Genomic DNA, 24,400 nt, shown 5'->3' on the forward strand with positions numbered 1-24,400 from the left:
GCGTTTGCCATCGAAGGTCCTCATCGACCAGGACCAGTGACAGGAGACCGGGATGCGCCGCGCAGTGATCTACCTCGACAGGACTGATCACTTCGACGTATTCGCGAGGACCCTTGAACTCTCTGACGATGGGCATTGTGGCGCATGTCGACGCCGGTAAGACGAGCCTGACCGAGCGGCTGCTGTACGCCGCCGGTGTGATCGACCGGGTCGGCCGGGTCGATGCGGGGGACACCCAGACCGACTCGATGGACCTCGAGCGCAAGCGCGGCATCACCATCCGCTCGGCGGTGGTGTCGTTCGAGCTGGGTGACCTGAGTGTCAACCTGATCGACACCCCGGGCCACTCCGACTTCATCGCCGAGGTCGAGCGGGCGCTGTCCGTGCTGGACGGCGCGGTGCTGGTGATCTCGGCGGTCGAAGGTGTGCAGGTCCAGACCCGGCTGCTGATGCGGACGCTGGGCCGGCTGCGCATCCCGACCTGCCTGTTCGTGAACAAGATCGACCGGGTCGGCGCCCGGTACGACGAGTTGCTCGCGGACATCGCGCGGTTGCTGACGACGTCCGCCGTACCGATGGGATCGGTGGACGAGCTTGGGACGCGGGCGGCGCGGTTCTCGCCGTTCTCCCTGCAGAACAAGGGACTTGGGGAGCTGCTTGCTGAGAGCAACGATGAATTCTTGGCGCGGTATCTAGAGGACTCGTTGTCTGCGCACGACTATGCGGTCGAGTTGCGGCGGCAGGTGGGGGCGGCGCAGGTTCATCCGGTGTACTTCGGGTCGGCGATGACCGGCGACGGGGTGCCGGACCTGATCGAGGGCATTCGGTCGTGGTTGCCGCGGGCAACGGCTGGCGCGTCGGACCAGCTGCGGGCTCGGGTGTTCAAGGTCGAGCGGGGTGCGGCCGGGCAGAAGATCGCGTCGGCTCGGGTGTTCGCGGGGTCGCTGTCGTCCCGGGCGTACGTCGACGTACACCCTGCGGACGGGCCGTCGTACCAGGCTCGGCCGACGGCTGTGGATGTGTTCGAGCACGGCTCGCGGCGGTCCGTCGAGCGTGCCGAGGCTGGGCAGATCGTGGCGTTGCGTGGGCTGAAGGAGGTCCGGATCGGTGATCAGCTCGGCGTACGGTCGTCCGGGGTCGGGCAACTGTTTGCACCGCCGACGCTCGAGACCGTTGTCTCTGCACGGGATCGGATGAGGCTCTACCAGGCGCTCACTCAGCTGGCCGAGCAGGATCCGCTGATCCGTGTGCGCAAGGCAGACGACCTCACGGTGAGCCTGTACGGCGAGGTGCAGAAGGAGGTGATCGCCTCGTTGCTGGAGAGCGAGTACGGGTTGGAGGTCACCTTCAGCGAGACCAGCCCGATCTACGTTGAACGGGTGGACGGCGTCGGTACGTCGTACCGGGAGATCGGTGCCCCCGACAATCCTTGGGTGGCCGGCGTTGGTTTCCGCATGTCACCGGTTGCTGAGGGCATCGATTATCAGCTGGTGGTCGAGCTTGGGGCGCTGCCGCGGGCGTTCCACACGGCGATCGAGGAGACGGCTCGCCTGACGTTGCAGCAGGGCTTGTCCGGCTGGGAGATTCCGAATTGCCGGATCGAGCTCACGTACACCGACTACTTCAGCGCGGGCACGGTCGCCGCCGACTTCCGCCGTCTCGTCCCGCCGGTCCTGATGCAGGCGATCCACGACGCCGGCACCACGGTGATGGAGCCCATCAACCACTTCGAGCTCGACATCCCACCCGACTCGATCTCCCGCGTCCTCGGCCACCTCGCCGAGGCCCGCGGCCTGGTCGAGCACACCGCCCTGCACCCCGACCACGCCCACCTCGAAGGCACCATCCCCGCCGCCACCACCCACCCCTTCGAGTCCCACCTCCCCACCCTCACCCACGGCGAAGCCCTCCTCACCACCACCTTCCACACCCACCACCCCGTCCCCACCCCACCCCCCACGCGCCCCAGAACCGACGGAAACCCCCTCAACCACAACGAATACCTGGTCCACCTCAACCGCCAATGAACGCTGATCTACGGGTGCTGGCGACCCTCGCCGATGTGCCCGACGCTGACCTGACGGACGAGCATGTCCGCTGGGAGATCTATCAACGAGTGCTCGTGCAGCCAGAGGCCCGGCGCCACCTCCGCGCGGTCCTGCCCACCGAGCCGGTCCCGTCCCTGGCGTCGTCGGTCGTGATCGAACTCTTCAACCACATCCCACCAACCGACCGCGCAGCATGGCTCGAAGTCCTACCGGCATCCACCCGCCCGTTCGCGACCCAGCGCCTCGCCGACCTGGAACTCCTGGAGTCCCACCAAGACCTCGAGGTGTTCGACCCCGCTCCACACACGCCCTGGCTCCAACGCCAGTTGGCGGCCAACTCCATCAACCCAACGCTCCTCACGGTCCTAGCCACCACCGGCACCACCAGACGCATCCGAGCACTCGCACGCGTCCGATTGCAGGACCTGACGAAGCACTGATTCAGAAGGGTTGGAGGGTGGTGTGGATCTCGGTGAGGGTGTTGGGACTGGATAGTGCGTGGGCGTGGGCCAGGACGCAGAGTTGTTCTCTGAGGTGGAGGAGGGGGATGCGACTGCGCCAGTCGGGAGCGAGCGGGTGGAGGTCCTGGTACGCGCCGAGGAAGGCGTCGTCGTCGAGGTGGCCGTAGGTGATGAGGGTGGCAAGTTCGGCTTCGGGCCAGCCGTAGTGGACGGCGGGGTCGATCAGGGCTGGGGCGGGGAGGAGGTTGCCGTGCCAGAGGTCGCCGTGGAGGAGGGACGCGGGCTGGGGAGGGATGAGGTCGGGCAGGCGGTTGGCGAGGCGTTCCAGGCGGTGGCGGTCGTCGGGGGAGAGGGCGTTGTAGCAGTTGGGCACTTCCAGGTAGCGGAGCAGGCGGTGCTCGGCGAAGAAGGCGTGGCCGTCGTCGGTCCACGGATTGCGTTGCGGGAGGACACCCAGGTAGTTGTCCAGGTGGTAGCCGAACTTGTCCGCGGTCTGCTGGTGCTGCACGGCCAAGCGACGCCCGGCGTCACGCCAGAAATCGTCAGAGTCCGAGGGCAACGACGACGACCCGAGGTCGGACAGCACGATGAACGTCGGAGTCACCCGCAGAACCTCCGGTACGACGAACGCCCCGGGAACACCCAGCGCCTCGAGCCCATCCGCCTCCAGCGCATACAGGTCAACCGGTACGTCGTCGTGCGTCTTCACGATCGCCGACCGGCCCAGCGTCGTACTCACGCGATAGGTCTTACTCGCATACCCGCCGTCCACCGGTGAGGCGCTCACGGCGTCGCCGAGGGACAGGCCGTCGAGCCAAGCGGGATTCAGCACGTGGACGATCCTGGCACGTGCGGAGAGGTCGGCTACCCTGGGGCGCGTTATGGCGGCACCTAACTTGGTCAATCTGGAAGCTGTTTCGAAGGGCTTCGGGACCCGGACACTGCTCGACTCGCTAAGTCTTGGCGTAGGCCGGGGCGAGCGCGTCGGCGTGGTCGGGCGCAACGGCGACGGTAAATCGACGCTGCTCCGGCTCCTGGCCCGGCGGGAGGAGCCCGACAGCGGCCGGATCACTCACAATCGCGACCTCCGGCTCGGGTACCTCGGTCAGAGTGACGATCTCGACCCGGAGCAGACCGTGCTGCACGCGGTGCTCGGTGATGTCGAGACCTACACCTGGGCCGCCGATCCGCGAGCGCGGTCGGTGATGGAGCACTTGCTCGGCGGAGTGGACCACGGCGCGTTCGTCGGCACCCTGAGCGGTGGTGAACGCCGCCGCGCATCGCTGGCGAGGCTGCTGCTGACCGAGGTCGACCTGCTGATCCTCGACGAGCCGACCAACCACCTCGACATCGAGGCGGTCAACTGGCTGGCCGATCACGTGGTCGACCGCGCCGGTGCGCTGATCGTCGTCACCCACGACCGCTGGTTCCTCGACGCGGTCTGCACCGACACGTGGGAGGTGCAGGGCGGCCGCGTCACGTCGTACGACGGTGGGTACGCAGCCTACGTACTCGCGAAGGCGGAACGCTCCCGGAGCGCCCAGGTCAGCGAGACGAAGCGGCAGAACCTGCTGAAGAAGGAACTCGCCTGGCTGCGGCGCGGTGCTCCGGCCCGGACCAGCAAGCCGAAGTTCCGGATCGACGCCGCCAACGCCCTGATCGAGAACGAGCCGCCGCCGCGCGACAAGCTGGCGCTGTCCCAGTTGGCGACCGCGCGCCTCGGCAAGGACGTGTTCGACGCCGAGGACGTGAGCCTCAGCTTCGGCGACCGGCTGATGTTCGACCACGTCACGTTCCGCCTCGGCCCGGCCGACCGGATCGGGCTGCTCGGACCGAACGGTGCCGGCAAGACGACGTTCCTGAGGCTGCTGACCGGTCAGCTCGCGCCGGACCACGGCAGGGTCAAGCAGGGCAAGACGGTCCGGACCGCCAACCTGTCGCAGAACCTCGAAGAGGTCGATGGTGCGGCGACTGTTCTCGACCACATCACGGCAATCCGGCGTACGGCGGCCCTCGCCGGGCGCGGCGGCGAACTCACGTCGTCGCAACTGCTGGAGCGGTTCGGGTTCACCGGCGACAAGCTGACGACCCGGGTCTCGGACCTGTCCGGTGGTGAACGGCGCCGCCTGCAACTGCTGCGCATCCTGCTCGACGAGCCGAACGTGCTGATCCTCGACGAGCCGACCAACGACCTCGATGTCGAGACGCTCACCGTGCTCGAGGACTTCCTCGACAGCTGGCCGGGCGTCGTCGTCACCGTCACCCACGACCGGTACTTCCTCGAGCGCGTCAGCGACATGGTCTACGCGATCATGGGCGATGCCCGCGTCCGGCATTTGCCCCGTGGCGTCGACCAGTACATCGAGGAGCTCGCCGACCGAGGCCCTCGCCGTACGACGTACACGTCGTCGGCATCCGAGCCGGTGGTGTCCAACGAAGCGACGCCGGCGGACGAGCCGGTCGTTGACGCGGCAGTGGCCCGCGCGGCGAAGAAGGAACTCAACCGGATCGAACGCCAGCTCGCGAAGCTCGCCGAGGCGGAGACCAAGTTGCACGACCAGATCGCCACGCACGCGAGCGACTACGAGCGGCTGGCCGAGCTGGACACGGAGTTGCGCAAGTTGGCCGAGGAACGCGGCGAACTGGAAACCGCGTGGTTCGAGGCGGCCGAACGCGCCGAATGAGCGCGGATTCCGTTTGGTTTTCAACCGCGAAATGGCGGCGTGATCAAATCCCACCGAGTCGCGGCGCGTCCTCCGATCCCCTGTTCTTCGGAGGGCGCGCCGCGCCTACCGGGTGAGCGGGCCCCGTGCCGGCCGGCGTTGTTCGGGCCCCGAGCCCCGGACACCGCGCGGCCACTTTCGGCGGACCACCTCTTGCCGCCGAAGTCACCGTATTCTTGACGTTTCGTGGTCGGTTCGACACCGACAGTGAGGACCCTAGTGCGGGTGCTCACTCAGTGTCGATAGCCGTCCGCTACAGCAGCCTCTCGATCTCGTTGCAACTAGCAACGATCGGGACCCCGGTGAAGTGACGGGTCGTCTTTTCGGATTATTCCGGCACAATTCCCGGGCTTTCTCCGCGGCCAGAAAAAATCACGCGTGAATGTATACAAAACGGCGCCGGTCAGTGCTTTTCCAGGTCGAACGGACGGACCAGTTCGCGCAGTACCCGGGCGATCTTGGCCTGGTCGCGCTCGCTGATCGTGCCGAGCAGGGAGCGCTCGTGCGCGAGCAGATCGGCCATCGCGGCGTCGACCGCGTCGCGGCCGGTGGTGGTGAGTTGGACCAGCACACCGCGCCGGTCGCCCGGGTCCGGAAGTCGCTCGACCAGTCCGCGCGCGGCCAGCCGATCGACCCGGTTCGTCATGGTGCCGGAGGTGACCAGGGTTTCCTTGAGCAGCTTCCCCGGCGACAGTTGGTACGGCGCTCCCGCGCGGCGAAGGGCGGCGAGTACGTCGAACTCCCACGACTCCAGGCCGTGGGTCTCGAAGGCCTGGCTTCGGGCGCGGTCCAGGTGCCGGGCCAGCCGGCTGACCCGCGACAGCACCTCCATCGGCGCGACGTCGAGGTCGGGTCGTTCCCTGCGCCAGGCCTCGATCAGCCGGTCGACCTCGTCATCCATGCTTCGAGATTACGTCATCAAGAGTCTTGACATCAAGACAAGTAACAGGACTAGAGTATCTCGACATCAAGATAAATGCGTCAGAGAGGTGCTCGCCATGCGCACGTCACCGGTGTGGAATCCAGTCCAGTACGGCACGTACGCCGACGAACGCGGGCGGCCGTACGGGGATCTGGTCGGCCGGGTCCGGGCCGACTACGTCCGCACGGTCGTCGATCTCGGCTGTGGTCCGGGCGGCCTGACCGTCACGCTGCGAGAGGTGTGGCCGGAGGCAACCATCGTCGGTGTCGACAACTCGCCGCCGATGCTCGAGGCAGCACAGCAGTACGCCGATGACCGGCTGACCTTCGAGCTCGGCGACGTACGCGAATGGTCCGCGCCGGAAGGTTCGATCGATGTCATCGTGACCAACGCGACCCTGCAGTGGATCCCTGAGCAGGTGGACCTGCTGCCCGGGTTCGTGAAGGCGCTGCGGCCGGGTGGTTGGCTGGCGATCCAGATCCCCGGCAACGGCAACGCCCCGTCGCACTCGATCCTGCGCGACCTCGCCGCCACCGAGCCGTACGCGGAGTACGCGAAGGACACGTCACTGCGGCCTGACGTCCCCGGTCCGGCGGAGTACATCGACGTACTGAGTGCTGAAGGGTGTGTCGTCGATGCGTGGGAGACGACGTACTTCCACGTTCTGCAGGGCGACAACGCCGTGCTCGAATGGGTGAAGGGGACTGGTGCGCGGCCGGTATTGCAGTCGCTGCCGGACGACCTGCGGGTGCAGTTCGAGGCGGAGTACGGCGCTCGGCTGGCGGAGGCGTATCCGCAGCGGGACTACGGGACTCTGCTGCCGTTCCGGCGGATCTTCGCCGTGGCTCAGAAGAAGGAGAGCTGAGGATGCGGCTCGATCATGTGCAGGTGTCCTGTCCGCCAGACGGGGAGGACGTCGCGCGGGCCTTCTACGGGGACGCGCTCGGGATGACCGAGGTGGAGAAGCCGGAGCTGCTGAAGGCTCGGGGCGGCTGCTGGTTCAAGGAAGGTGCCGCGGAGGTGCACGTCGGCGTGGAGCAGGACTTCCGGCCGGCGAAGAAGGCGCACCCGGCGCTGGCCGTGGACGACCTGGATGCGCTCGCCGCGAAGCTCACCGAGCTCGGCTACCCGGTGACCTGGGACAACGAGACGATCCCGGGCCGCCGGCGGTTCCACACCGCCGACGGCCACGGGAATCGGGTCGAGATCGTCTGACTACTCGGTGGCCAAGGCGCCGGCGGGAGCGACCTTGGCAGCTCGCCGGGCGGGCAGGACGGACGCGAGCAGACCGGCCACCGCAGCGACCGCGGCGATCGCGACGAGCAGCGTGCCGGGTACGGCGTACTCCACGCCACCGTCGACGGTCTGACCGCCCATGAGGGCGCTGGTCCCGGTCCAGCCGTAGATCAGGCCTAGGACGATGCCCAGTGCGGCCGCGACCAGTGCCATCAGCAACGACTCGACCGCGAGCATGCCGCGCAACTGGCGCCGGGTCAGACCCATGGCCCGGAGCAGTGCGTTCTCGCGGGTCCGTTCCAGCACCGACAGGCTGAGCGTGTTGCCTACACCGACCAGTGCGATCAGGACCGAGACCCCGAGCAGACCGATGCCGACGAGCAGCAGGACGTCGAAGATCTTCGTGTAGCTGGTCCGTTCGGCCAGGCCGCCGCTGACCGACAGATCCTTGACCGTCGGGATCGACTGCTCCACCGAGTCGATCACCTGCGATCCGTCCGCCTTCGGGTCGGACGCCACCCAGAACCCGTTCACTGCGGCGTTCGGGACGAGCTTCGAGAGGTCGGCGGCCGTGATCGTCATCGGGTCCAGCCCGGTCGCGCCCTGCGCGGTGAGCGTCAACTTGTGCTTGCCGGAGACGAGCGTGATCGGCGTACCGCTCTTGATGTCCAACCCGTTCATGGTCTGGTAGTCGAGCAGCGCCGTCCCCGGCTTCAGTTGACCGACCAGCGTCGGGTCGTGGATGACCGTCCCGGTCCCGGCCTGGTCGATCCCGGTCACAGGCACCTGCTGTGCGCCGGCCTTGAGCGTCACCTGGCTCACCGGGACCACCTGCGTGATGCCCTTGATGTCACGCAGTTGCTGCTCGGCACTGGCCGGCATCTTGTCGTTGTACGCCCGCACCACCAGGTCGACCGGGTACTGGCTGTCCATCGACACGTCGAACGTCTTGCGCACCGACGCGATTCCGACACAGGTCAGGCTGATCAGGGTCACACCGATCAGCAGCGCCGACGTGGTGGCCGCCGTACGCTTCGGGTTGCGGACCGCGTTCGCGACGGCGATCCGGGACGGTACGCCGGTCCGGGCCGGCAGGGCGCCAAGCACCCGGATCAGCGCCGGCACCAGCAGCGAACCGACCGCGAGTACGCCGAGGAACGACAGCACACCGCCGGCCACACCGACGATCACCTGGCTGTCCCCTGCCCCGACGGCCAGCAGCAGGCCACCACCCGCGAGCAACAGGAAGCCGAGGACCAACCGAACCACACCGGCCTTGGACCCGGCGGCCGGAGCGGCCTCGGGACGAAGCGCGGCGAGCGGCGCGACCCGGGTCGCCCGGCGAGCCGGTACGACGGCGGCCACGATGGTCGCCGCGGTCCCGAGCAGCAGCGGCAGGAGCACCGACCACACGTCCAGGTGCAGCGGCACCGGCGGGATGCCCCATTCGAACTCGCGGGCAAGCGCCAGTGCCAACGCCGAGAGCGCGACTCCGAACACGACCCCGATCGCGGACGCGACCACGCCGACCACGCTCGCCTCCGCGAGCACTGAGGAGAACACCTGCCGGCGGGACGCGCCGACGCAGCGCAGCAGCGCCATCTCCCGGGTGCGCTGGGCGATCACGATCGTGAAGGTGTTGCCGATCACCAGGCAGGCGACGAACAGCGCGATCACCGCGAACATGCCGAACACACCGCCGAGAACGTCGATGCCGTTCGTGAAGCCCTTCACCTCGTGGTCGATCCACTCCTCACCGGTGTAGACCTTCAGATCATGCGGTACGACGTTCTGGACGGTGGCGGCGAGCGCCTCCTGGTCCACGCCGGGCTTCGCCGCGATCGCGACCGCCCGGGTGAAGCCGTCCGGCTCGAAGATTTTCACCGCGGCCGGGGTGGCGACGCCATGTGCCTGGCCGACCGAGTTCGAGTCGTCCAGCAGGCCGACCACGGTGACGTCGAACGACTTGTTGTTCCACGTGTTGAGCCGGAGCTTCTGACCGACCGCGACCTTGTGCTTGTCCGCCAGCTTGGCCGGAAGCGCGATCTCGTTCGTTGCGGTCGGCAACCGGCCGGACGACGTACCGGGCCCGGCGATCTTCGTGGTGTCGTAGAGCGCGTCGATCTCGAGAGCCTCGTCCCGGACCAGCCCGGGGTACGACGCATCCAGGTAGGCGGTGGTCAGTGAGACCACGGACGCGGCCTGCGGGACCTTGTTGACCTTCGCGACATCGGCCGCGGTGATCTCGGCGTTCTCCGGGTACACCAGGGCGTCGACGCCGCGGTACTGCGCTCCGATCGTCGTGTCGACGCCGTGTGCCGCGGACCCGTGCGCGGTCATCGCCAGGGTGCCGAAACCGACACCCAGCACGATCGCCAGACAGGCGGCGACCAGGCGGCCCAGGTGGGCGCGCAGCGAGGAGAGAATCGAACGGCGCACGTCAGGCCCCCAGCTGCCGCAGCGCGTCCAGCACAGTCTCCGGCTTCGGGTTGTGCAGCTCACCCGCGAGCTTGCCGTCGGCAAGCATCACGACGCGGTCGGCGTACGACGCGGCGAGCGGGTCGTGAGTGACCATCACCACGGTCTGGCCGAACTCACGGACCGAGCGGCGCAGGAACCCGAGCACCTCGGCCCCGGACCGCGAGTCCAGGTTGCCAGTCGGCTCGTCCGCGAACACGACCTCCGGCCGTCCGACCAACGCGCGAGCGACCGCGACGCGCTGCTGCTGACCGCCGGACAGCTCCGACGGGCGGTGCGTGAGCCGGTCCTGCAGTCCGAGTACGTCGACCAGCGTGGTGAGCCACTGCTGGTCGGGCTTGCGGTTGCCGAGCTCGAGCGGGAGCAGGATGTTGTCCTTCGCCGACAGCATCGGCAGCAGGTTGAACGACTGGAAGACGAAGCCGACCCGGTCCCGGCGGATCTTGGTCAGCTCGGCGTCCGGCAGCTGGGTCAGCTCGGTCTCGCCGAGCAGGACCTGACCGCTGGTCGGGGTGTCGAGGCCGGCCAGGCAGTGCATCAGCGTCGACTTGCCCGAGCCGGACGGGCCCATGATCGCGGTGAACCGGCCGACACCGAAGTCGACCGAGACGCCGTCGAGCGCGGCGACCGCGGTGTCGCCCTGTCCGTACACCTTGCGCAACTCGTGCGCCCGGATCGCGGTCCGCGGCGTCCCGTCCTGCGGCAACCGCCCGACCGCAAGCTCACCGGTCTGCAAAGTCATGTCACTCCTTGATTCAACTGAACCTGACGTTGGTCAAGAAGTTAGTGATTCCGCCGCCGGATCTCGTCGGACCGCAGACTGGAGTCGGAGTACTACCTGGGTATTACTTGGTCGGCCGGACCAGTCCCGTTTCGTAGCCCAGGACCACCAGGGCGACCCGGTCGCGCAGGCCGGTCTTGGCCAGGATCCGGCCGATATGCGTCTTGACCGTTGCCTCGGACAACGTGAACAGCTGGGCGATCTCGGTGTTCGACAGACCGCGGGCGACCTCGAGCAGGACCTCGCGTTCCCGGGCGGTCAGCTCGGCCAGATCCGGCCGTTCGGTCTCGGTGTCGGGCAGGGCGCCGGCGAAGTGCTCCAGCAGCCGCTTCGTCGTACTGGGGGAGACCACCGCGTCACCGGAGTACACCTGGCGGATCGCCGACAGCAGGTCCGCGGGCGGCGTGTTCTTGAGCAGGAAGCCGGCCGCGCCGGCCTTGATCGCGGCGAACGCGTACTCGTCCAGGTCGAACGTGGTCAGCACGATCACCTTCGGTGCCTGCGGCAACGACTGGATCCGCTGGGTGGCCTCCACGCCGTCCAGGCGGGGCATCCGGACGTCCATCAGTACGACGTCGCACGCGGTCACCTGGATCTTCTCCACCGCCTCGCCGCCGTCGCCGGCCTGGCCGACCACCCGCATGTCCGGCTGGGAGTCCACCAGCATGGTGAACCCGGCCCTGACGAGCTCCTGGTCGTCCACGAGGAAGACCCTGATCACGTCGTCGGTCACTGCTCGCCTCCAGTGGGAAGGTGGTACGGGAGTTTGGCGATCACCTCGTAACCACCACCCGCCTTCGGTCCGGCGCTCACCGTACCGCCCGAGATCGAGGCGCGTTGCCGCATCCCCACCAGGCCGTGGCCCGGATCCGCGCTCGGCGCGACCCCGGCACCCCGGCCGTCGTCGGTGACCACCACGGTCAGCATCTCGCGACCGAAGTCCAGCAGGACGGAGGTCCGCGCTCCCGGCCCGGCGTGTTTCAGCGTGTTGGTCAGGCCCTCCTGCACGATCCGGTACGCCGTCAGGCCCAGCAGCGCCTCCAGGTCGCGCGGCTCGCCGGTCACCTCGTAGTCGACGGTCAGCCCGGCGTCGCGGACGTTGTCGATCAGCTCGGGCAGGGACGAAACGCCCGGCTGCGGGCGGGGCTGGTTCGGGTCGAGCTCGGGCTGCTCGTCCTGCTTGAGCAGGCCGAGCATCTTGCGCATCTCGGTCAGACTCGCGCGTCCGGTGTCGCCGATCGTGGCCAGCGCCTTCTTCGCCTGCTCCGGTGACTTGTCCGCGGCGTACAGTCCGCCGTCGGCCTGGACGATCATGATCGACAGGCCGTGCGCGACGACGTCGTGGATCTCGCGGGCGATCCGGGTCCGCTCGTTGGACACGGCCAGTTTGGCCTCACGGTCGCGGTCACGTTCCAGTTGCTCCGCGCGTTCCTCGAGCTGGGCGACGTACAGGCCACGGGTACGGCGGCGTTCGCCGAACGCCCAGACGCCGAAGATCAGCGCGCCGAGGGCAACCATCATGGTCACCTGCTGGCGCCAGTCGGAGTTCGACCAGTACCGCGAGGTCGCCATCAGGACGCCGAGGCCGCCGACTCCGAGCGCGATCCGGCTGTAGCGGACCTCGCCGTACACGGAGATCGTGTACAGGGCGACGAGCAGGCCGACGTTGGCCGGCATCAACTGGGCGCCGAACAGCCACTGCACCGAGGCGACCGCGGAGACGCCGAAGAAGACAAGCTCGGGATGGCTGCGGCGCCAGATCAGCGGGACCAGCATGCCGAAGCCGAGGATGCCTTCGAACCCGGCCTGCGCGATCGACAGCAGGCCGAAGACCATGCACAGGCTGCCGGTCAGCAGCAGGTCGAACGCCTTGCTGCGGGCAGGCACGGGCCGCGCGGTCAGGATCCCCGTCATGCGGGCCAGGGTACGGCCCGGTCGCGGCCCGAGGGGTCATGCCACGGGCGGATCTCGGCGTACGACCAGAGGTTGTTACTTGTGCGGGCGGGTCGACAGCGTCGGCTTGGCTTCGAGGCCGGAGAGGCCGTTCCAGGCGAGGTTGACCAGGTGGGCGGCGACGTCCGGCTTCTTCGGGCGACGGGCGTCCAGCCACCACTGACCGGTGAGCGCGACCATGCCGACCAGCATCTGGGCGTACATCGGGGCGTTCTTCGGGTCCAGGCCACGGCGCTTGAACTCCTCGGCCAGGATGTGCTCGACCCTGGTCGCGACGTCGCTGAGGATCGAGATGAACGAGCCGGTGGACGACCCCACCGGCGAGTCCCGGACCAGGATCCGGAAGCCGTCGGAGTTGTTCTCGATGTAGTCCAGCAGCGCGAGCGCGGCCTGCTCGACCAGTTCGTGCGCGCGGCCGGCCGTCAGAGATTGGGTCACGCCGTCGAGCAGCGCCCGTACCTCGCGGTCCACGACCACGGCGTACAGGCCTTCCTTGCCGCCGAAGTGTTCGTAGACGACCGGCTTGGAGACCTCGGCGCGCGCCGCGATCTCCTCCACCGACGTCGCCTCGTACCCCTTCTGGGCGAACAGGCCGCGGGCGATGGTGATGAGTTGTTCGCGACGCTCGGCACTCGTCATCCGGATCCGGCCGGACCGCCGCGGTTTGGGTTCCGTCACGTCGAGATCACGTCAGCATCATGCCGTACTTCGGTGTTGCCGGTGGCCGAATAACCGCTGCGCACTGTTTCAGGCGGCAGCTTTCAATGGGGTCTTCGCGGTCGTGTCGACGCGGCGGGCCTCCAGGCGTTCGCGCACCGGCCAGCGGACGTCGCTGACCCAGCCCATCCGCTCGAAGAACCAGATGCACCGGGCCGACGTGTCGAGTTGGCCCTTCAGTACGCCGTGCCGCGCGCAGGTCGGGTCCGAGTGGTGCAGGTTGTGCCACGACTCGCCCTGGCTCAGGATCGCCAGCCACCACACGTTGCCGGACTTGTCCCGGCTCTTGAACGGCCGGTCGCCGATCGTGTGGCAGATCGAGTTGATCGACCAGGTGACGTGGTGCAGCAGCGCGATCCGGACCAGGCTGGCCCAGAAGAATGCGGTCAGCGCGCCCTCGATCGACCACGACCACAGGCCGCCGATGACGGCCGGCGCGAGCAGCGAGACGGCGACGAGCATCGGGAACATCCGGGACACGTGGACGACGTCCTTGTCCTTCAGCAGATCCGGCGCGTACTGGCGCTGAGGGGTCTGCTCGGTGTCGAACAGCCAGCCGATGTGCGCATGCAGGAAGCCCTTGGTGAGCGCGCCGAGGCTCGTGCCGTACTTCCAGGGGCTGTGCGGGTCGCCATCGCGGTCGGAGAACTTGTGGTGCTTGCGGTGGTCGGCCACCCAGCGGATCACCGGACCCTCGATCGCCAGCGAGCCGGCGATGGCCAGCGCGTACTTCATCGGGCGGTTCGGCTTGAACGACTTGTGCGTGAACAGCCGGTGGAAACCGATCGAGATGCCGTGGCCGGCGACCGTGTAGAAGATGACCGCCAGCACCACGTCGCGCCAGCCCAGGAATCCGCCCCAGGCGATCGGTACGGCGGCCAGCACGGCGAGGAACGGGATCCCGATGAACAACGCCAGCGCCACCTGCTCCCACGGCCGCTTCTGCTCCCCACCCAGCGTCCCGGTGTGCACGTCGAGGTCGTCGGCCTGTGCAGGGCGGGTGGGCGCCTCGGGCGCGGCAACGGGGGGTGGAGTCATGGTGGTTTCCCTCGGCTGGAGGACAGCTTACCTACGCTACCGTAACCTACGGACCCGTAGGTAAGGAACCCCTCAGCGTGTCGTCCACCCCACTCCATGGCAAACTGTCCCGGCGACCACGATCCCCCGTGGGGTAATCGGCAGCCCGCGAGACTTTGAATCTCGAAGACCAGGATCGAAACCTGGCGGGGGAGCAACCAACCTGCGGGTTCTTGTATGAACACGGACTGTGGCCCACCCCACGCGGAGCCACGCGCGCTCCTGCGTCACGTGCTCGCCACCGCCGGGAGTCGGACTTACGGGCGGGTAAGCGCGCCGGTTCGGTCGACCCACCACACCTCGACTCCCGCGGCTGCTCTTGGGAGTTCCTTCGAGCTGCTCTCCTGCAACCATGCGCGTCGTACCTCGGATGCGGATCGATCCTTCTCGAAGTCCATGTTCGATCAGCGCAGGAACAGCAGCTCGCCCCGACGGGCACCGGAGTACGCGACGGCCGGCGCAGACGACTGATGCTCGGCTGTCGCTAGCATCGTCGGCATGGCGACGCGGCTTGTTCAAATCAACATGAAGGCTCGGGACGATTCCGCGCTGGGCGGGTTCTGGGCGGACGCGCTCGGCTGGGGAGTGTCGAGCGAGGGACCCGGCGTGACCAACCTCGAACCCGAGGGTTTCGTCTACCCCGACCCCGTCGCCGTCTGTCTCGACCTCGTCGCCTCCGCGGAACCCAAGACGGTCAAGAACCGCGTGCACGTCGACCTCGCCACCACCTCGGCGGCCCATCAGGCGGAGCTGGTGGCGCGCTTGAAGGATCTCGGCGCAACACTCGCCGACGTGGGCCAGGGCGACGTCCCCTGGACGGTCATGGCCGACCCGGAGGGCAACGAGTTCTGCGTGCTGGACTGGCACGACCCGATCCGAGACACCGGACCGATCGCCACGGTCGTCGTTGACTGCGCGGATCCGCGAGCTATGGCCCGCTTCTGGTGCAACGCCATGGACTGGACCCTGCACAAGGTGACCGATCACAACGCCGTACTGCGCTCCGCCAAGGGCGTCGGCCCATACCTGCAGTTCCTCCGTACGCCCGACGTAAAGACCGGGTGGAATCGAGTGCATCTCGACCTCCGCCCGTACCCAGGTGACGAGGTGGAGGCGGAGGCGGCCAGACTGCGGACTCTCGGCGCCACGACCATCGACCTCGATGTCACGTGGACGGTCCTCGCCGACCCGGAAGGCAACGAGTTCTGCCTCCTCGCCCCAGGCTGACCCCAACCTTCTTCATCCGCCCACTACGGCCACGAGCGGTCCGATTCGGCCGGCCATTCGGTCGGGGGTCGGGGTGCTTGGAGCCTCATCGCGGAAGGGTGGACCGCTTCGCTAGCATCGCGCCGTGGCAGTGACAGCCTCTGGGGTGTTCCGACGAACCGCGATCGAGCGGGCAGATCAACGAGTCTCCTGGGAACGAACGGATCAGGCCTTCTTCTCGAGTGGGGCATGCCACGTGCTGGCCTGGACGTGCAGGGATTTCTATCCCGATCAGGGGATCGCTTTGGCGGCGATGTACTTGGGTGACTACGAGCATCCACTGCACACGTACGCGAGGTGGGGCACGTGGGCGTTCGATGCGTCGGGTTGGAACCCTGAGTCCGAACTCCTGCAGGTCAACAGCGACTTCGAGGGTCGCCCCGTCCGTCAGGTGGAGACGATCAGAAGTGACCTTCGGGAGTTCTGCGAAGAGCATGTGCACCGGCAACCGCACCAGTACTGGGCAGATCCGACAGAACGCGCACGCGCCTACGTGGCCCGATACGACCCACCCTGGCTGTAGGCCCTTCGCTCGCAGCAGACTGGGCTCTGTCAAGGATCTTGGACGGTTGGTGTGGCAGTCCTCGGCTGGACCTGAGTTCCGTTGTCGATAAGCCTTGGCCCAAGCGTCCGATCACGCCGCGGCGAGTGCGCGTAGTGGGCTTTCACGGGCACTCGGCGGTGATGAACTCGCTCAACGGGGTGACTCGGAACTTCGGGGGAACGGCGTCGTACGGCGGGGTCTCGTCGGCGGGTGGGGAGTCGTGGCGGACCTGGCCGGGCTTGACGGTCTTGAGGTCTCCTAGGGTGAACTCGGTGCCGCGGCCCGACCACTCGTGTCGTTCGCCCCAGGCGTGGATCACGTACTTGCCATCAGCGCGCAAGGCCGGCGCATCTCCCATGACCTGCCAGCCGTTCCCACCGGTCCGGATGGGGATCTGGACCACCGACTTGTCCGGGTGCTGGTTCACGTACGTCGTCCCGAGCGCGGGTGCGGTTTCCTCCGTTCGCGGCCAAGTCTGGTCGTAGAACTCGAGCTCGGCGATGTCGCCGTCGCAGTTCTGCAGCACGATCACCGGCACGCCCGCGTCGTCGACCGACATGCCGACCACACCGCGGGACTTCCGCGGTCCGCAACCGGTGATGAGGCTCGCCGCGCAGACAACCACCACCGCGGCGAGCAGAGTCGATCTGCGCATCCCGTCAGGGTAGGGCAGTGGAAGTCTGCACCCATGGATCGACAGCGCGCCGCCGAGCCGGCGGTTAAGCGGGATCTACCTGGCCGATGCTGTGGTTCAGCAATTCCAGATCGATCATCACCATCGCGATCCTGTCAGCGGCATCGCGCCCGATTCGGATCGGATAGAACCCGTCGCCCATGCCGCAGGCGACGAATACAGCGGCTGTTCCGCCCGGGGCGTCGGGAATGGCAGCGAATCCGGCATCGCCGGCCGCATCGAGCGCGGCGTCGACCCGGTCCTCGTCGTCACTGAGCAGTGCGAGCAACTCTCGCTGGGAAGCGTCGTAGAAACAGGCCGTACCGGCGTCGACGCCGACTCCAAGGACCTTGCCGTCCGATCGCTCGTCGACCCAGCTCCACGTGGCGACTGGCTCATCGCTGATCTTGAGCGTGGCCGCCGTCACGACACGGCTGTACCGGTGACTCTCCTCGGTCGAGGGCCACGTAACGACGGAGAGCAATACCGGGTAGGTGCCCGGAGGTACCTCGGCCACGACGGGCGTCGCGTCGTCGAAATGGTGAGGATAAGCCGGATCTACGGCGACGACCTGCCCCGTGGCAAGGTCCAGCTGGCAAACCTCGACAACCTCCAGCGTGGACACGTCCCGATCGGGCCATCGATGCTGCGCGCCGTGTTCCAACAGTGCCCCGGCATTCAGCCACTCATCAAAACCCATCGATCCAACCTCTCCTAGAGGCGCCTGAAGGTATCAAGGAACTGCGGATGTAACACCGGACGCGCCCCGGACAGCCGCCGTGGCATGCGATTGGGCGGGTCAGCCGAGGTCAAGTGGAGTCACCCGGCGGGCATCGCTTCAGACTCAGCACCAGATCGTGGGCGTGCCGTCGGTCGAACTTTGAGACTGGCTAGTTGTTAATGCTGGTTGATGGTCAAGACACAAGGATGCGTTCTACGAAGGCCTCTTTGCCTGCTATGTAGGGATCTCGCGATTGATGTTGCGCTGGAGCGGGTTCTGGAGGCCGGTTTCTGTCCGGGGGCGGTGGTTGAATGCGGGGATGGACGTGACGGTTCGGGCGGTTGACCAGGGGCGGTGGGACGACCTGGTTGAGTTGTTCGGGCCCAGTGGGGGGACGCGGGGGTGTTGGTGTATGGCTCGGCGGTTGCCGAGTTCGGTGGTTGCGGTAAATGGCAGCGCGGAGAATCGGGCTGCCTTGGAAGGGTTTGTGCACGACGGATCGCCGGTTGGGCTGATCGGGTATGTGGATGAGCGGCCGGCTGCTTGGTGTGCGGTTGCGCCGCGGACGGAGTACTACGCGATCGTTCACTCGCGGGCGTTGCCGATCGACGAACCGGACGATGAGTCGATCTGGGCGATCAACTGTCTGTTCGTGAAGAGTGGATATCGCGGGCGTGGTACGACGCTGCCGATGGTGGAGGCGGCGGTCGAATACGCTCGCGGTTCGGGCGCGCGGATGGTGGAGGCTTATCCGGTCAAGGCGATGCCGGGTGATCCTGGGCGCGGGGTGCTGAGCACGTTTCTCGCCGCCGGGTTCACGGTGTACGGCGAGGAACGCACCACGGCGAAACGCAACGTCGTCGTACGGCGGAGTCTGTGAACCAGCGGCCTGAGGGTCTGGGGCCGACGGCGGCTGAGGTGGCTGAAGCGGCGTACTGGGCTCGGCTTTATGGGCGCTGGGAGGCGATGGATCTGGCTGGAGTTGCCGGGTTCATGGAGGGGTTCGACCGGCCGTGGTGGGTGGTCGGTGGGTGGGCTGTCGATGCGTTCACGGGAGTGGCGCGCGGGCATGACGATGTCGATGTCTCGATCTTTGCTTCTGATGTGCCTGCGCTTCGTGCGCATGTCGGGGATCGGTGGCACCTGTGGAGTCTTGCCGGGGAGGACATGCGGCCGCTGACCGATCGGCATCCGGAGGTGTTTCATCCGGCGAGTCAGATCTGGGTGCGGGAACATGGCGATGCGCCCTGGGTGATCGACCTGCCGTTGACGCCGGATCGCGACGGTCTGTGGACGAACAAGTTCATTGCGGATCACGTTGCCCCGCTAGAAGAAGTCACGTGGGTTGCGGACGACGGGATCCGGTACCTCAATCCCGAGATCGTTCTGCTGTTCAAGGCACGAAAGCGGCGTACGAAGGACGAGCGCGATCTGGCGTGCGTCTGGCCGCTGCTGAGCGAGGACAAGCAGCGCTGGCTCCGCGACATGATCCGTCGTACCGACAACAACCACCCCTGGCTGCACCAACTCATCCAGTAGCCCAACCGGTCTAGGGGGACTCGAGGAACTTTCGGATGTGGTTGGACCAGGTGGTGGGGGTTTCGAAGTGGCACATGTGGGCGGTGTTGGGGATGACAGCCAGTTGGCTGGTGGGGAGGGCGGCGTGGAGGCGGCGGGCCAACTGGACGGGGAAGCCCATGTCTTGCTCGCCGTGCAGGATGAGGATGGGCTTGCCGGAGTCGCGGAGGATGCGTTCGGGGTCGCCGGGGCACCACGGGTGCATGTCGCCGTTGATGGCGCGTTCCTCGCTCCAGTCACCGGTGTCGGAACCTAGGCTTTCCAGCAGTTCCAGGTACGCCGGTGCGTGGTCGAGGTCCCAGACGAAGACGGTGGAGTTCCGCAGCCTCCCGCCGGCCGCGTCCTCCGCGCGCTGGCGCCGCTGGTACTCCTCCCAGCCCACCAGGTATTGCTCCGCATCGGTGTACGCCGTCGTCGACGCGAGGACGAGCCGCCGTACCTGCTCGGGATGCTTGTCCACGAACTGCATCGCCGCCCTGCCGCCGGTGGAGAAGCCCAGCAGATCCACCTGCCCGAGGCCGAGCTTGTCGATCAGCCGATACGTGTCCCGTACGACGTACTCCGGTTGAAGGTCCTCGTCGGGAAGGCCTCGAGTGCTCCGGCCGCAACCACGGAAGTCGAACAGTACGACGTGATGGTCGCGAGCCAGCGGTTCGAACCCCGGCACCAGGTAGCCGTACCCGACATCCGGCCCGCCATGCATCACCACCAACGAAGGCTTGTGTCCACGCTCGCCGAGTTCCCGAACGAACAACGTGACATCCCCGACGTCGACCAGCGCTCCGTCACCCATGCCGCCGAGCATGCCAAACCTCAGGGCCGGACTGTTGCTCGTCGGTGCGTCAGATGCTCCCGTTCGGCCGCGTTGTCGCAGGCTGCGAGGGCGACGTCGTACGCCGTCACAGCCTCCTCGGGGCGGCCGGCGCGCGCCAGGAGTTCGGCACGTACCGTGGGGAGGCGGTGGCCTGGCATCTGCAGTCCGTCGAGCAGCCACAGCCCGGCGGCCGGACCTTCGGCCTCTGCGACGGCGACGGCGCGGTTGATCCGAACGACCGGCGATCCCGTCAGGATCTCGAGTTCTTCGTACCACTCGGCGATGCGCGTCCAGTCGGTGTCGGCGGCGGTCGGCGCGATCGAGTGCTCTGCGGCGATGAGTGCCTGCAGCAAGTACGGCGCGGATGGCGCTCGCTCGGCCAACGGGGTCAGGAGGGCAAGCGCTTCGGCGATCTCGGTGGTGCGCCAGCGGCTGCGATCCTGATCGGGGAGGAGTACCAGCTTGCCGTTGTCGACGCGCGCGTCACGGCGAGAGTGCTGGAGCATCATCAACGCCAGCAGCGCGTCGAGGTCGTGGCTCTCCGGGCTGACCTCGCGAAGTACCCGAACCAACCGGATCGCCTCGCCTGCTTCACTCGCGCGTACGACGTCTCGACCGGACCCGGGCGCGTACGCCGCGGTGAACGCCAGACAGGCGATGTCGGCGACTGTCGAGATCCTTGCCTCTAGCACCGATCCTGTTGGCACCTCGAACGCGGCGCCGGCGAGGCTCTTCCGGGCACGCGTAAGCCGCGCGGCCATGGTGGTGGTCGGGACCAGGAACAGGCGTGCGATATCGCTGGTCGGCACGCCGAGTACGAGCCGAAGCGTGAGGGCGGCAGCGGCCTCCTGGGTCAGCGACGGATGTGCGGACAGCAGGATCAGTCGCAGACGTTCGTCGACTGCGCCGATCTCACCTGGTGCCGAGCCGTCGGCGATCACCCGTCGTGCGTTCTCGGTGATGCCGGCCTCGACGGCCAGCAGCGGGAGGGACTTGGCGGCGATTGCCTCGGCTCGCAACCGGTTGAGGGCTCGGCGGCGAGCCGCGGTGAGCAGCCAGGCTGGTGGGTTGGCCGGCGCGCCTCGGTCAGGCCAAGTTCGTGCCGCCGACTCGAACGCCTCGGCCAGCGAGTCCTCGGCCAGATCGAGGCGCCGGAACTGCGCGACGAGCAGAGCCAGCAGCCGGCCCCAGTCGTCACGCAGCGCTGTTTCCAACGGGGTCATTCGTCTGGTACTCCCACGTCGAGGCACTCGCGTACCTCGACGTCGTAGTCGCGGGGGAGCAACGACGCCACGTCGATGGCGGTGGCGAGGTCCGGCAGTTCCACAAGGTAGAAGCCGCCGAGTTGCTCTACTGTCTCGGCATACGGGCCTTCGGTCACCCGCTTTCCCTCGCCGTCGGGCCGCAGCGTGCGCGCATCCTTCGGTTGGACCAGCGCCTCACCACCCCGAAACCGTCCACGCGCGCGCACCGCGGCCGTGAACGCCCGGAAGTCGGCGAACACCTGCTCCCGCGTCGCGTCGTCAGCCGCATCCCACCGGGCGAAGTGATCCTCCTCGGCCATCAGGATCAGGAACCGCGCCATCAGCTCACCTTCCGTCGCCTCCAGAACAACTCTGTCACCACGATGACCCGCACCGATCCCCGAAATCGACAGCCGCTCCGTGAATACTGAGCTGGTGCATGCGGCATCGGGTCTGGAGAAGGCGACGTGGACGGACGTGGACTTCGAGGTGATGGGCTGGCACGACTGCCGGATTCACGCCCTGAGCATCGGTGAACACGAGGACGGCACGCTCCCGCCGGCGCGGGTGCTGCTCGACCTCGACTACATCGTGCGCTGGGTGGATCCGGCGTACGGGCAGGAGCATTTCAGCTTCTGGATCGCTCCGGCGACGCTGGTGTTCGACCACGCGTGGGACGTGTCCGGCGACCTCGGCCCGCTGCACGAGTTGCTGGAGATCGACGCACTCCACCGCCTCGCATCACCCGACCGAGACCCGGCTCCGCTGTGGCACCTCGAAGGCCACAACTTCGACCTCCGCCTCCGCGCCGCGACGTACAGGCAGTACTTGCGCATGCCGCCGCAACACGTCGATCGGCAGATGCTCACCGCGCTGGAGCGCGGTGGTCTCAGCTTCGCGGAGCGGTCGTTCGGTTGATCAACCCGCCCTGGCCTGAACAAACCCGAGTTCGTTGCCGTCGGGGTCTCTGATGGGCAGGTCGCGCACGTTCGCGCGGACATGCGTCAAGCGAGGAACGTCTCCGGACATCTTTGTCCCCTTTCTCCGATCCAACGGGGACAGCATCACACCGGCCGCCGACAGTTCCAGAACGTGCGGAGCATGGGGGTTTTCGAGGTGTGGCGGTGGACGAAGTTCGGGAAGGGGAAGTCGATCGGGCTTACTGGGTTGAGGTTGACCCGTTGGCCGGAGCGGGGGACGACGTACGCGGGAGCCCGAATGCCTTCAGCAGCAGGGCAATCCCGCGGGTGGGACCGTTCACCCGATGACGCAGAAGATGGTGTCGTCGGGAGCGGCCAGTACGACGAAGTCCGCGTTCGGTGGGTAGGTCCAGTCCTCGACGCGGCGGGCGCCGAGCGCGATGAGGCGGTCGATCTCGGCCTCGACGGTGGAGGTGTTGCGGTCGACCCAGAGGTCCAGGTGGGTGCGGTCGGTTTCGTCGAGGTGGAGTTCGGTAGGCCGGCCGCCTGGCGGGACGAGGAAGTCGGGGTTGTCGGGTGCAGCGCCGTACCTGAGGGCCTGGCGCCAGAACTCGGCCGCGGGGCCGATGTCCTTCACGTTGAGAACGATTGCTCCGAGAGTGAGTCCCATGGTTCGCTCCTGGTCATCCGCCGGTTCGGCCGTCGAGTGCTTCACGGATCAGGTCGGCATGGCTGTTATGGCGGGCCCTACTCGCCGACCAGTTTCAGCGCCATCCTCTCCCTCCAGGGGTCACTCCCACAGAAGCTGCGGATCCTGTCGGGTGTGAGGACGTGGCGACTGGGCGGGCCTGAGCCAGCCGCGACTGGAGTGCGCTATGCGCGGACCACTGACAGATCAGGTGTGACGGGAGGTGGAGGTCAAGGCGTCTAGAGATGTGGTGCCTGCGATTCGCGTGGGGACCAGACAGTGACTTGGAGGGGTTCTGTGCGGGAGAACAATCGGGGGACGCGCAGGCTTGCGGCGGTTCTTGGGGTCGTTGCGTGCGTGTTCACAGGCAGTTCGATCACCGCGGAAGCACAGCCGGCCGTCGTGCAGGCGGCGTTGCAGTGGACGGTGACTCCGACCGGGCGGCAGCCGGCGAACCTTGATGACATCGACAGCCGGGCGGGGGAGACCTGGGCGGTGGGTGGTGACCAGATCGACGGGTTCCAGGACCAGCGGCCGCTCGCGCTGCGCTGGGACGGCAAGGGCTGGAAGGCCACCGCGCAGCCGGTGCGTACGAACGCGACGCTTCAGAGCGTGGCAGTGGCCGGCGCCGAGAACGTTTGGGCGGTCGGCGAGGACCGTGCCGATCCCGCGACGCCCAAGCCGCTGGTCATGCACTGGAACGGCACTCGCTGGCGCGTCGTACCGGGGCCGTCTGTGCCGACTGGATCGTTCGGCACCGTCGCCATCGGTCCGAACGGCGCCGTCTGGGCGGCCGGCTGGGCCAACGTCGGTGGGCAGGAGCACGCCGTTGTCTACCGGTACTCCGGCGGATCGTGGCAGCCGCTGACGACAGGACTCGAGGGATCCATCAACGGCAACACCCTCGCCGTCATCTCCGCCAAGGACGCCTGGCTCGGGCTGAACGGCGGACTGGCGCACTTCGACGGCAATCGGTGGACGCTGGTGGACGACGTACCGGCCGACGGCTCCCAGATCCCGACCGGCATCGCGGTGGCCGGGCCGAAGAACATCTGGCTCGTCGGTGTGGAGCATGCCGCCCAGGACCGTCCGCTGGTCCTGCACTACGACGGCGTCTCCTGGACCCGGGTGCCGGCCCCGACCGGATGGTCGCAGCTGTACGACGTCGCACTGCGCAACAACCGTCCGGTCGCCGTGGGGGAGCGGTTCGAGGAGTCGGGGAACAGCATCTTCGCGAAGCCTTACGTGCTGGAGTACCGCGGTTCGAAGTTCGTCGAAGCACCGAGCCCGAAGGCCGCCTACGGCACCCTGACCGGAGCCGCCGCAGACAATGACCGGCTGTGGACGGCCGGGCTCACCAGCACCACTCCGGACGCTCCGTTCTCGGCCTTCACCGCGTTCGCCCGCTGACAATGCCGTGAGACGAGTCACGTGATCCCGCACGGCCGCGCGGAGGCCGTGCGGGAACCGGTCTGAGGAGCAAGTAGGCTTGCGCGGGCACAGTTTCGAGTGTCCGTGCCGATACTTGTTCCAGAAACTCGCAGGGAACTCGAGGA

General features: G+C 67.4%; 24 protein-coding genes and 1 tRNA gene. 11 read left to right on the forward strand and 14 right to left on the reverse strand.

Annotated elements, in window-relative coordinates:
• Positions 1 to 128: 128 nt before the first annotated feature.
• Positions 129 to 2,027: an elongation factor G gene (locus tag E0H73_RS32930; RefSeq protein WP_131362953.1), complete on the forward strand. Its 1,899-nt coding sequence runs from the start codon at positions 129 to 131 to the stop codon at positions 2,025 to 2,027.
• A complete protein-coding gene (locus E0H73_RS32935) occupies positions 2,024 to 2,488 on the forward strand; it encodes a hypothetical protein (RefSeq protein WP_131362955.1) in 465 nt (154 codons plus the stop codon). Before E0H73_RS32930 ends, E0H73_RS32935 begins: the two co-directional genes overlap by 4 nt.
• A 1-nt stretch (position 2,489) precedes the next feature.
• Here the strand turns inward: E0H73_RS32935 and E0H73_RS32940 are convergent, their stop codons facing one another.
• Complete coding sequence (locus E0H73_RS32940; RefSeq protein WP_165555912.1) at positions 2,490 to 3,341, reverse strand: fructosamine kinase family protein; 852 nt, start codon at positions 3,339 to 3,341, stop codon at positions 2,490 to 2,492.
• 49 nt (positions 3,342 to 3,390) lie between these two features.
• On the opposite strand from E0H73_RS32940, the gene E0H73_RS32945 reads away from it, so the two are divergent.
• Positions 3,391 to 5,193, forward strand: a complete 1,803-nt coding sequence (locus E0H73_RS32945) for an ABC-F family ATP-binding cassette domain-containing protein (RefSeq protein WP_131362959.1) — start codon at positions 3,391 to 3,393, stop codon at positions 5,191 to 5,193.
• A gap of 442 nt (positions 5,194 to 5,635) precedes the next feature.
• On the opposite strand, the gene E0H73_RS32950 is transcribed toward E0H73_RS32945, so the two are convergent.
• A complete protein-coding gene (locus E0H73_RS32950; RefSeq protein ID WP_131362961.1) occupies positions 5,636 to 6,133 on the reverse strand; it encodes a MarR family winged helix-turn-helix transcriptional regulator in 498 nt (165 codons plus the stop codon).
• A gap of 97 nt (positions 6,134 to 6,230) precedes the next feature.
• On the opposite strand from E0H73_RS32950, the gene E0H73_RS32955 reads away from it, so the two are divergent.
• Together E0H73_RS32955 and E0H73_RS32960 are read left to right on the forward strand one after the other, a co-directional pair.
• Positions 6,231 to 7,019 carry a methyltransferase domain-containing protein gene (locus tag E0H73_RS32955; protein ID WP_131362963.1) on the forward strand — a complete coding sequence of 263 codons (789 nt, stop codon included), beginning with the start codon at positions 6,231 to 6,233 and terminating at the stop codon, positions 7,017 to 7,019.
• A 2-nt stretch (positions 7,020 to 7,021) separates the two neighbouring features.
• Positions 7,022 to 7,369, forward strand: a complete 348-nt coding sequence (locus E0H73_RS32960; protein WP_202867675.1) for a VOC family protein — start codon at positions 7,022 to 7,024, stop codon at positions 7,367 to 7,369.
• Here E0H73_RS32960 and E0H73_RS32965 read toward each other — a convergent pair whose 3' ends face one another.
• The 6 genes from E0H73_RS32965 to E0H73_RS32990 form a co-directional block, all read right to left on the reverse strand.
• Positions 7,370 to 9,829 (reverse strand): ABC transporter permease, encoded by a 2,460-nt coding sequence (locus tag E0H73_RS32965; RefSeq protein WP_131362965.1) that lies wholly within the window; start codon positions 9,827 to 9,829, stop codon positions 7,370 to 7,372.
• 1 nt (position 9,830) lies between these two features.
• Positions 9,831 to 10,610 carry an ABC transporter ATP-binding protein gene (locus tag E0H73_RS32970; protein ID WP_131362967.1) on the reverse strand — a complete coding sequence of 260 codons (780 nt, stop codon included), beginning with the start codon at positions 10,608 to 10,610 and terminating at the stop codon, positions 9,831 to 9,833.
• 103 nt (positions 10,611 to 10,713) lie between these two features.
• Positions 10,714 to 11,382 carry a response regulator transcription factor gene (locus tag E0H73_RS32975; protein WP_131362969.1) on the reverse strand — a complete coding sequence of 223 codons (669 nt, stop codon included), beginning with the start codon at positions 11,380 to 11,382 and terminating at the stop codon, positions 10,714 to 10,716.
• Positions 11,379 to 12,563 (reverse strand): sensor histidine kinase, encoded by a 1,185-nt coding sequence (locus tag E0H73_RS32980; protein ID WP_131362971.1) that lies wholly within the window; start codon positions 12,561 to 12,563, stop codon positions 11,379 to 11,381. Before E0H73_RS32980 ends, E0H73_RS32975 begins: the two co-directional genes overlap by 4 nt.
• Positions 12,564 to 12,638: 75 nt before the next feature.
• Entirely contained in the window at positions 12,639 to 13,280 is a 642-nt protein-coding gene (locus tag E0H73_RS32985; RefSeq protein ID WP_131362973.1) for a TetR/AcrR family transcriptional regulator, read from the reverse strand.
• Between the two features lie 69 nt (positions 13,281 to 13,349).
• Positions 13,350 to 14,357, reverse strand: a complete 1,008-nt coding sequence (locus E0H73_RS32990; RefSeq protein ID WP_131362975.1) for an acyl-CoA desaturase — start codon at positions 14,355 to 14,357, stop codon at positions 13,350 to 13,352.
• 122 nt (positions 14,358 to 14,479) lie between these two features.
• Here E0H73_RS32990 and E0H73_RS46125 point away from each other — a divergent pair.
• Together E0H73_RS46125 and E0H73_RS47510 are read left to right on the forward strand one after the other, a co-directional pair.
• Positions 14,480 to 14,551 (forward strand) — tRNA-Gln (locus tag E0H73_RS46125).
• A 343-nt stretch (positions 14,552 to 14,894) separates the two neighbouring features.
• Positions 14,895 to 15,623 (forward strand): VOC family protein, encoded by a 729-nt coding sequence (locus E0H73_RS47510; protein WP_131362977.1) that lies wholly within the window; start codon positions 14,895 to 14,897, stop codon positions 15,621 to 15,623.
• Positions 15,624 to 16,327: 704 nt separating this feature from the next.
• Here the strand turns inward: E0H73_RS47510 and E0H73_RS33005 are convergent.
• Both E0H73_RS33005 and E0H73_RS33010 read right to left on the reverse strand, forming a co-directional pair.
• Positions 16,328 to 16,861, reverse strand: a complete 534-nt coding sequence (locus tag E0H73_RS33005; RefSeq protein WP_131362981.1) for a hypothetical protein — start codon at positions 16,859 to 16,861, stop codon at positions 16,328 to 16,330.
• 64 nt (positions 16,862 to 16,925) lie between these two features.
• Positions 16,926 to 17,579, reverse strand: a complete 654-nt coding sequence (locus E0H73_RS33010; protein ID WP_131362983.1) for a DUF4241 domain-containing protein — start codon at positions 17,577 to 17,579, stop codon at positions 16,926 to 16,928.
• A 508-nt stretch (positions 17,580 to 18,087) separates the two neighbouring features.
• On the opposite strand from E0H73_RS33010, the gene E0H73_RS33015 reads away from it, so the two are divergent.
• Both E0H73_RS33015 and E0H73_RS33020 read left to right on the forward strand, forming a co-directional pair.
• Positions 18,088 to 18,480: a GNAT family N-acetyltransferase gene (locus E0H73_RS33015; RefSeq protein WP_238164423.1), complete on the forward strand. Its 393-nt coding sequence runs from the start codon at positions 18,088 to 18,090 to the stop codon at positions 18,478 to 18,480.
• Positions 18,477 to 19,139, forward strand: coding sequence for a nucleotidyltransferase domain-containing protein (locus E0H73_RS33020; RefSeq protein WP_131362987.1), 663 nt, complete (start codon positions 18,477 to 18,479; stop codon positions 19,137 to 19,139). Before E0H73_RS33015 ends, E0H73_RS33020 begins: the two co-directional genes overlap by 4 nt.
• A 10-nt stretch (positions 19,140 to 19,149) precedes the next feature.
• Here E0H73_RS33020 and E0H73_RS33025 read toward each other — a convergent pair whose 3' ends face one another.
• Genes E0H73_RS33025 through E0H73_RS33035 form a run of 3 tightly spaced genes read right to left on the reverse strand, consistent with a single transcriptional unit; the run spans position 19,150 to position 21,577 of the window.
• Positions 19,150 to 19,971, reverse strand: a complete 822-nt coding sequence (locus tag E0H73_RS33025; protein ID WP_165555914.1) for an alpha/beta fold hydrolase — start codon at positions 19,969 to 19,971, stop codon at positions 19,150 to 19,152.
• Between the two features lie 20 nt (positions 19,972 to 19,991).
• Positions 19,992 to 21,215: an RNA polymerase sigma factor gene (locus E0H73_RS33030; RefSeq protein WP_131362991.1), complete on the reverse strand. Its 1,224-nt coding sequence runs from the start codon at positions 21,213 to 21,215 to the stop codon at positions 19,992 to 19,994.
• On the reverse strand, positions 21,212 to 21,577 hold the full coding sequence (locus E0H73_RS33035; RefSeq protein WP_131362993.1) for a YciI family protein: 366 nt from the start codon (positions 21,575 to 21,577) through the stop codon (positions 21,212 to 21,214). The genes E0H73_RS33030 and E0H73_RS33035 overlap by 4 nt, the downstream gene beginning before the upstream one ends.
• A gap of 79 nt (positions 21,578 to 21,656) precedes the next feature.
• Here E0H73_RS33035 and E0H73_RS33040 point away from each other — a divergent pair, with 79 nt between their 5' ends.
• Positions 21,657 to 22,154 (forward strand): hypothetical protein, encoded by a 498-nt coding sequence (locus tag E0H73_RS33040; RefSeq protein WP_202867676.1) that lies wholly within the window; start codon positions 21,657 to 21,659, stop codon positions 22,152 to 22,154.
• A 339-nt stretch (positions 22,155 to 22,493) separates the two neighbouring features.
• On the opposite strand, the gene E0H73_RS33045 is transcribed toward E0H73_RS33040, so the two are convergent.
• Positions 22,494 to 22,826: a VOC family protein gene (locus E0H73_RS33045; RefSeq protein ID WP_131362995.1), complete on the reverse strand. Its 333-nt coding sequence runs from the start codon at positions 22,824 to 22,826 to the stop codon at positions 22,494 to 22,496.
• A 375-nt stretch (positions 22,827 to 23,201) separates the two neighbouring features.
• Here E0H73_RS33045 and E0H73_RS33050 point away from each other — a divergent pair, with 375 nt between their 5' ends.
• Complete coding sequence (locus tag E0H73_RS33050) at positions 23,202 to 24,254, forward strand: beta propeller repeat protein (protein WP_131363000.1); 1,053 nt, start codon at positions 23,202 to 23,204, stop codon at positions 24,252 to 24,254.
• Positions 24,255 to 24,400: the final 146 nt, after the last annotated feature.

This window comes from Kribbella pittospori (assembly GCF_004331465.1).
Lineage (GTDB): Bacteria > Actinomycetota > Actinomycetes > Propionibacteriales > Kribbellaceae > Kribbella > Kribbella pittospori.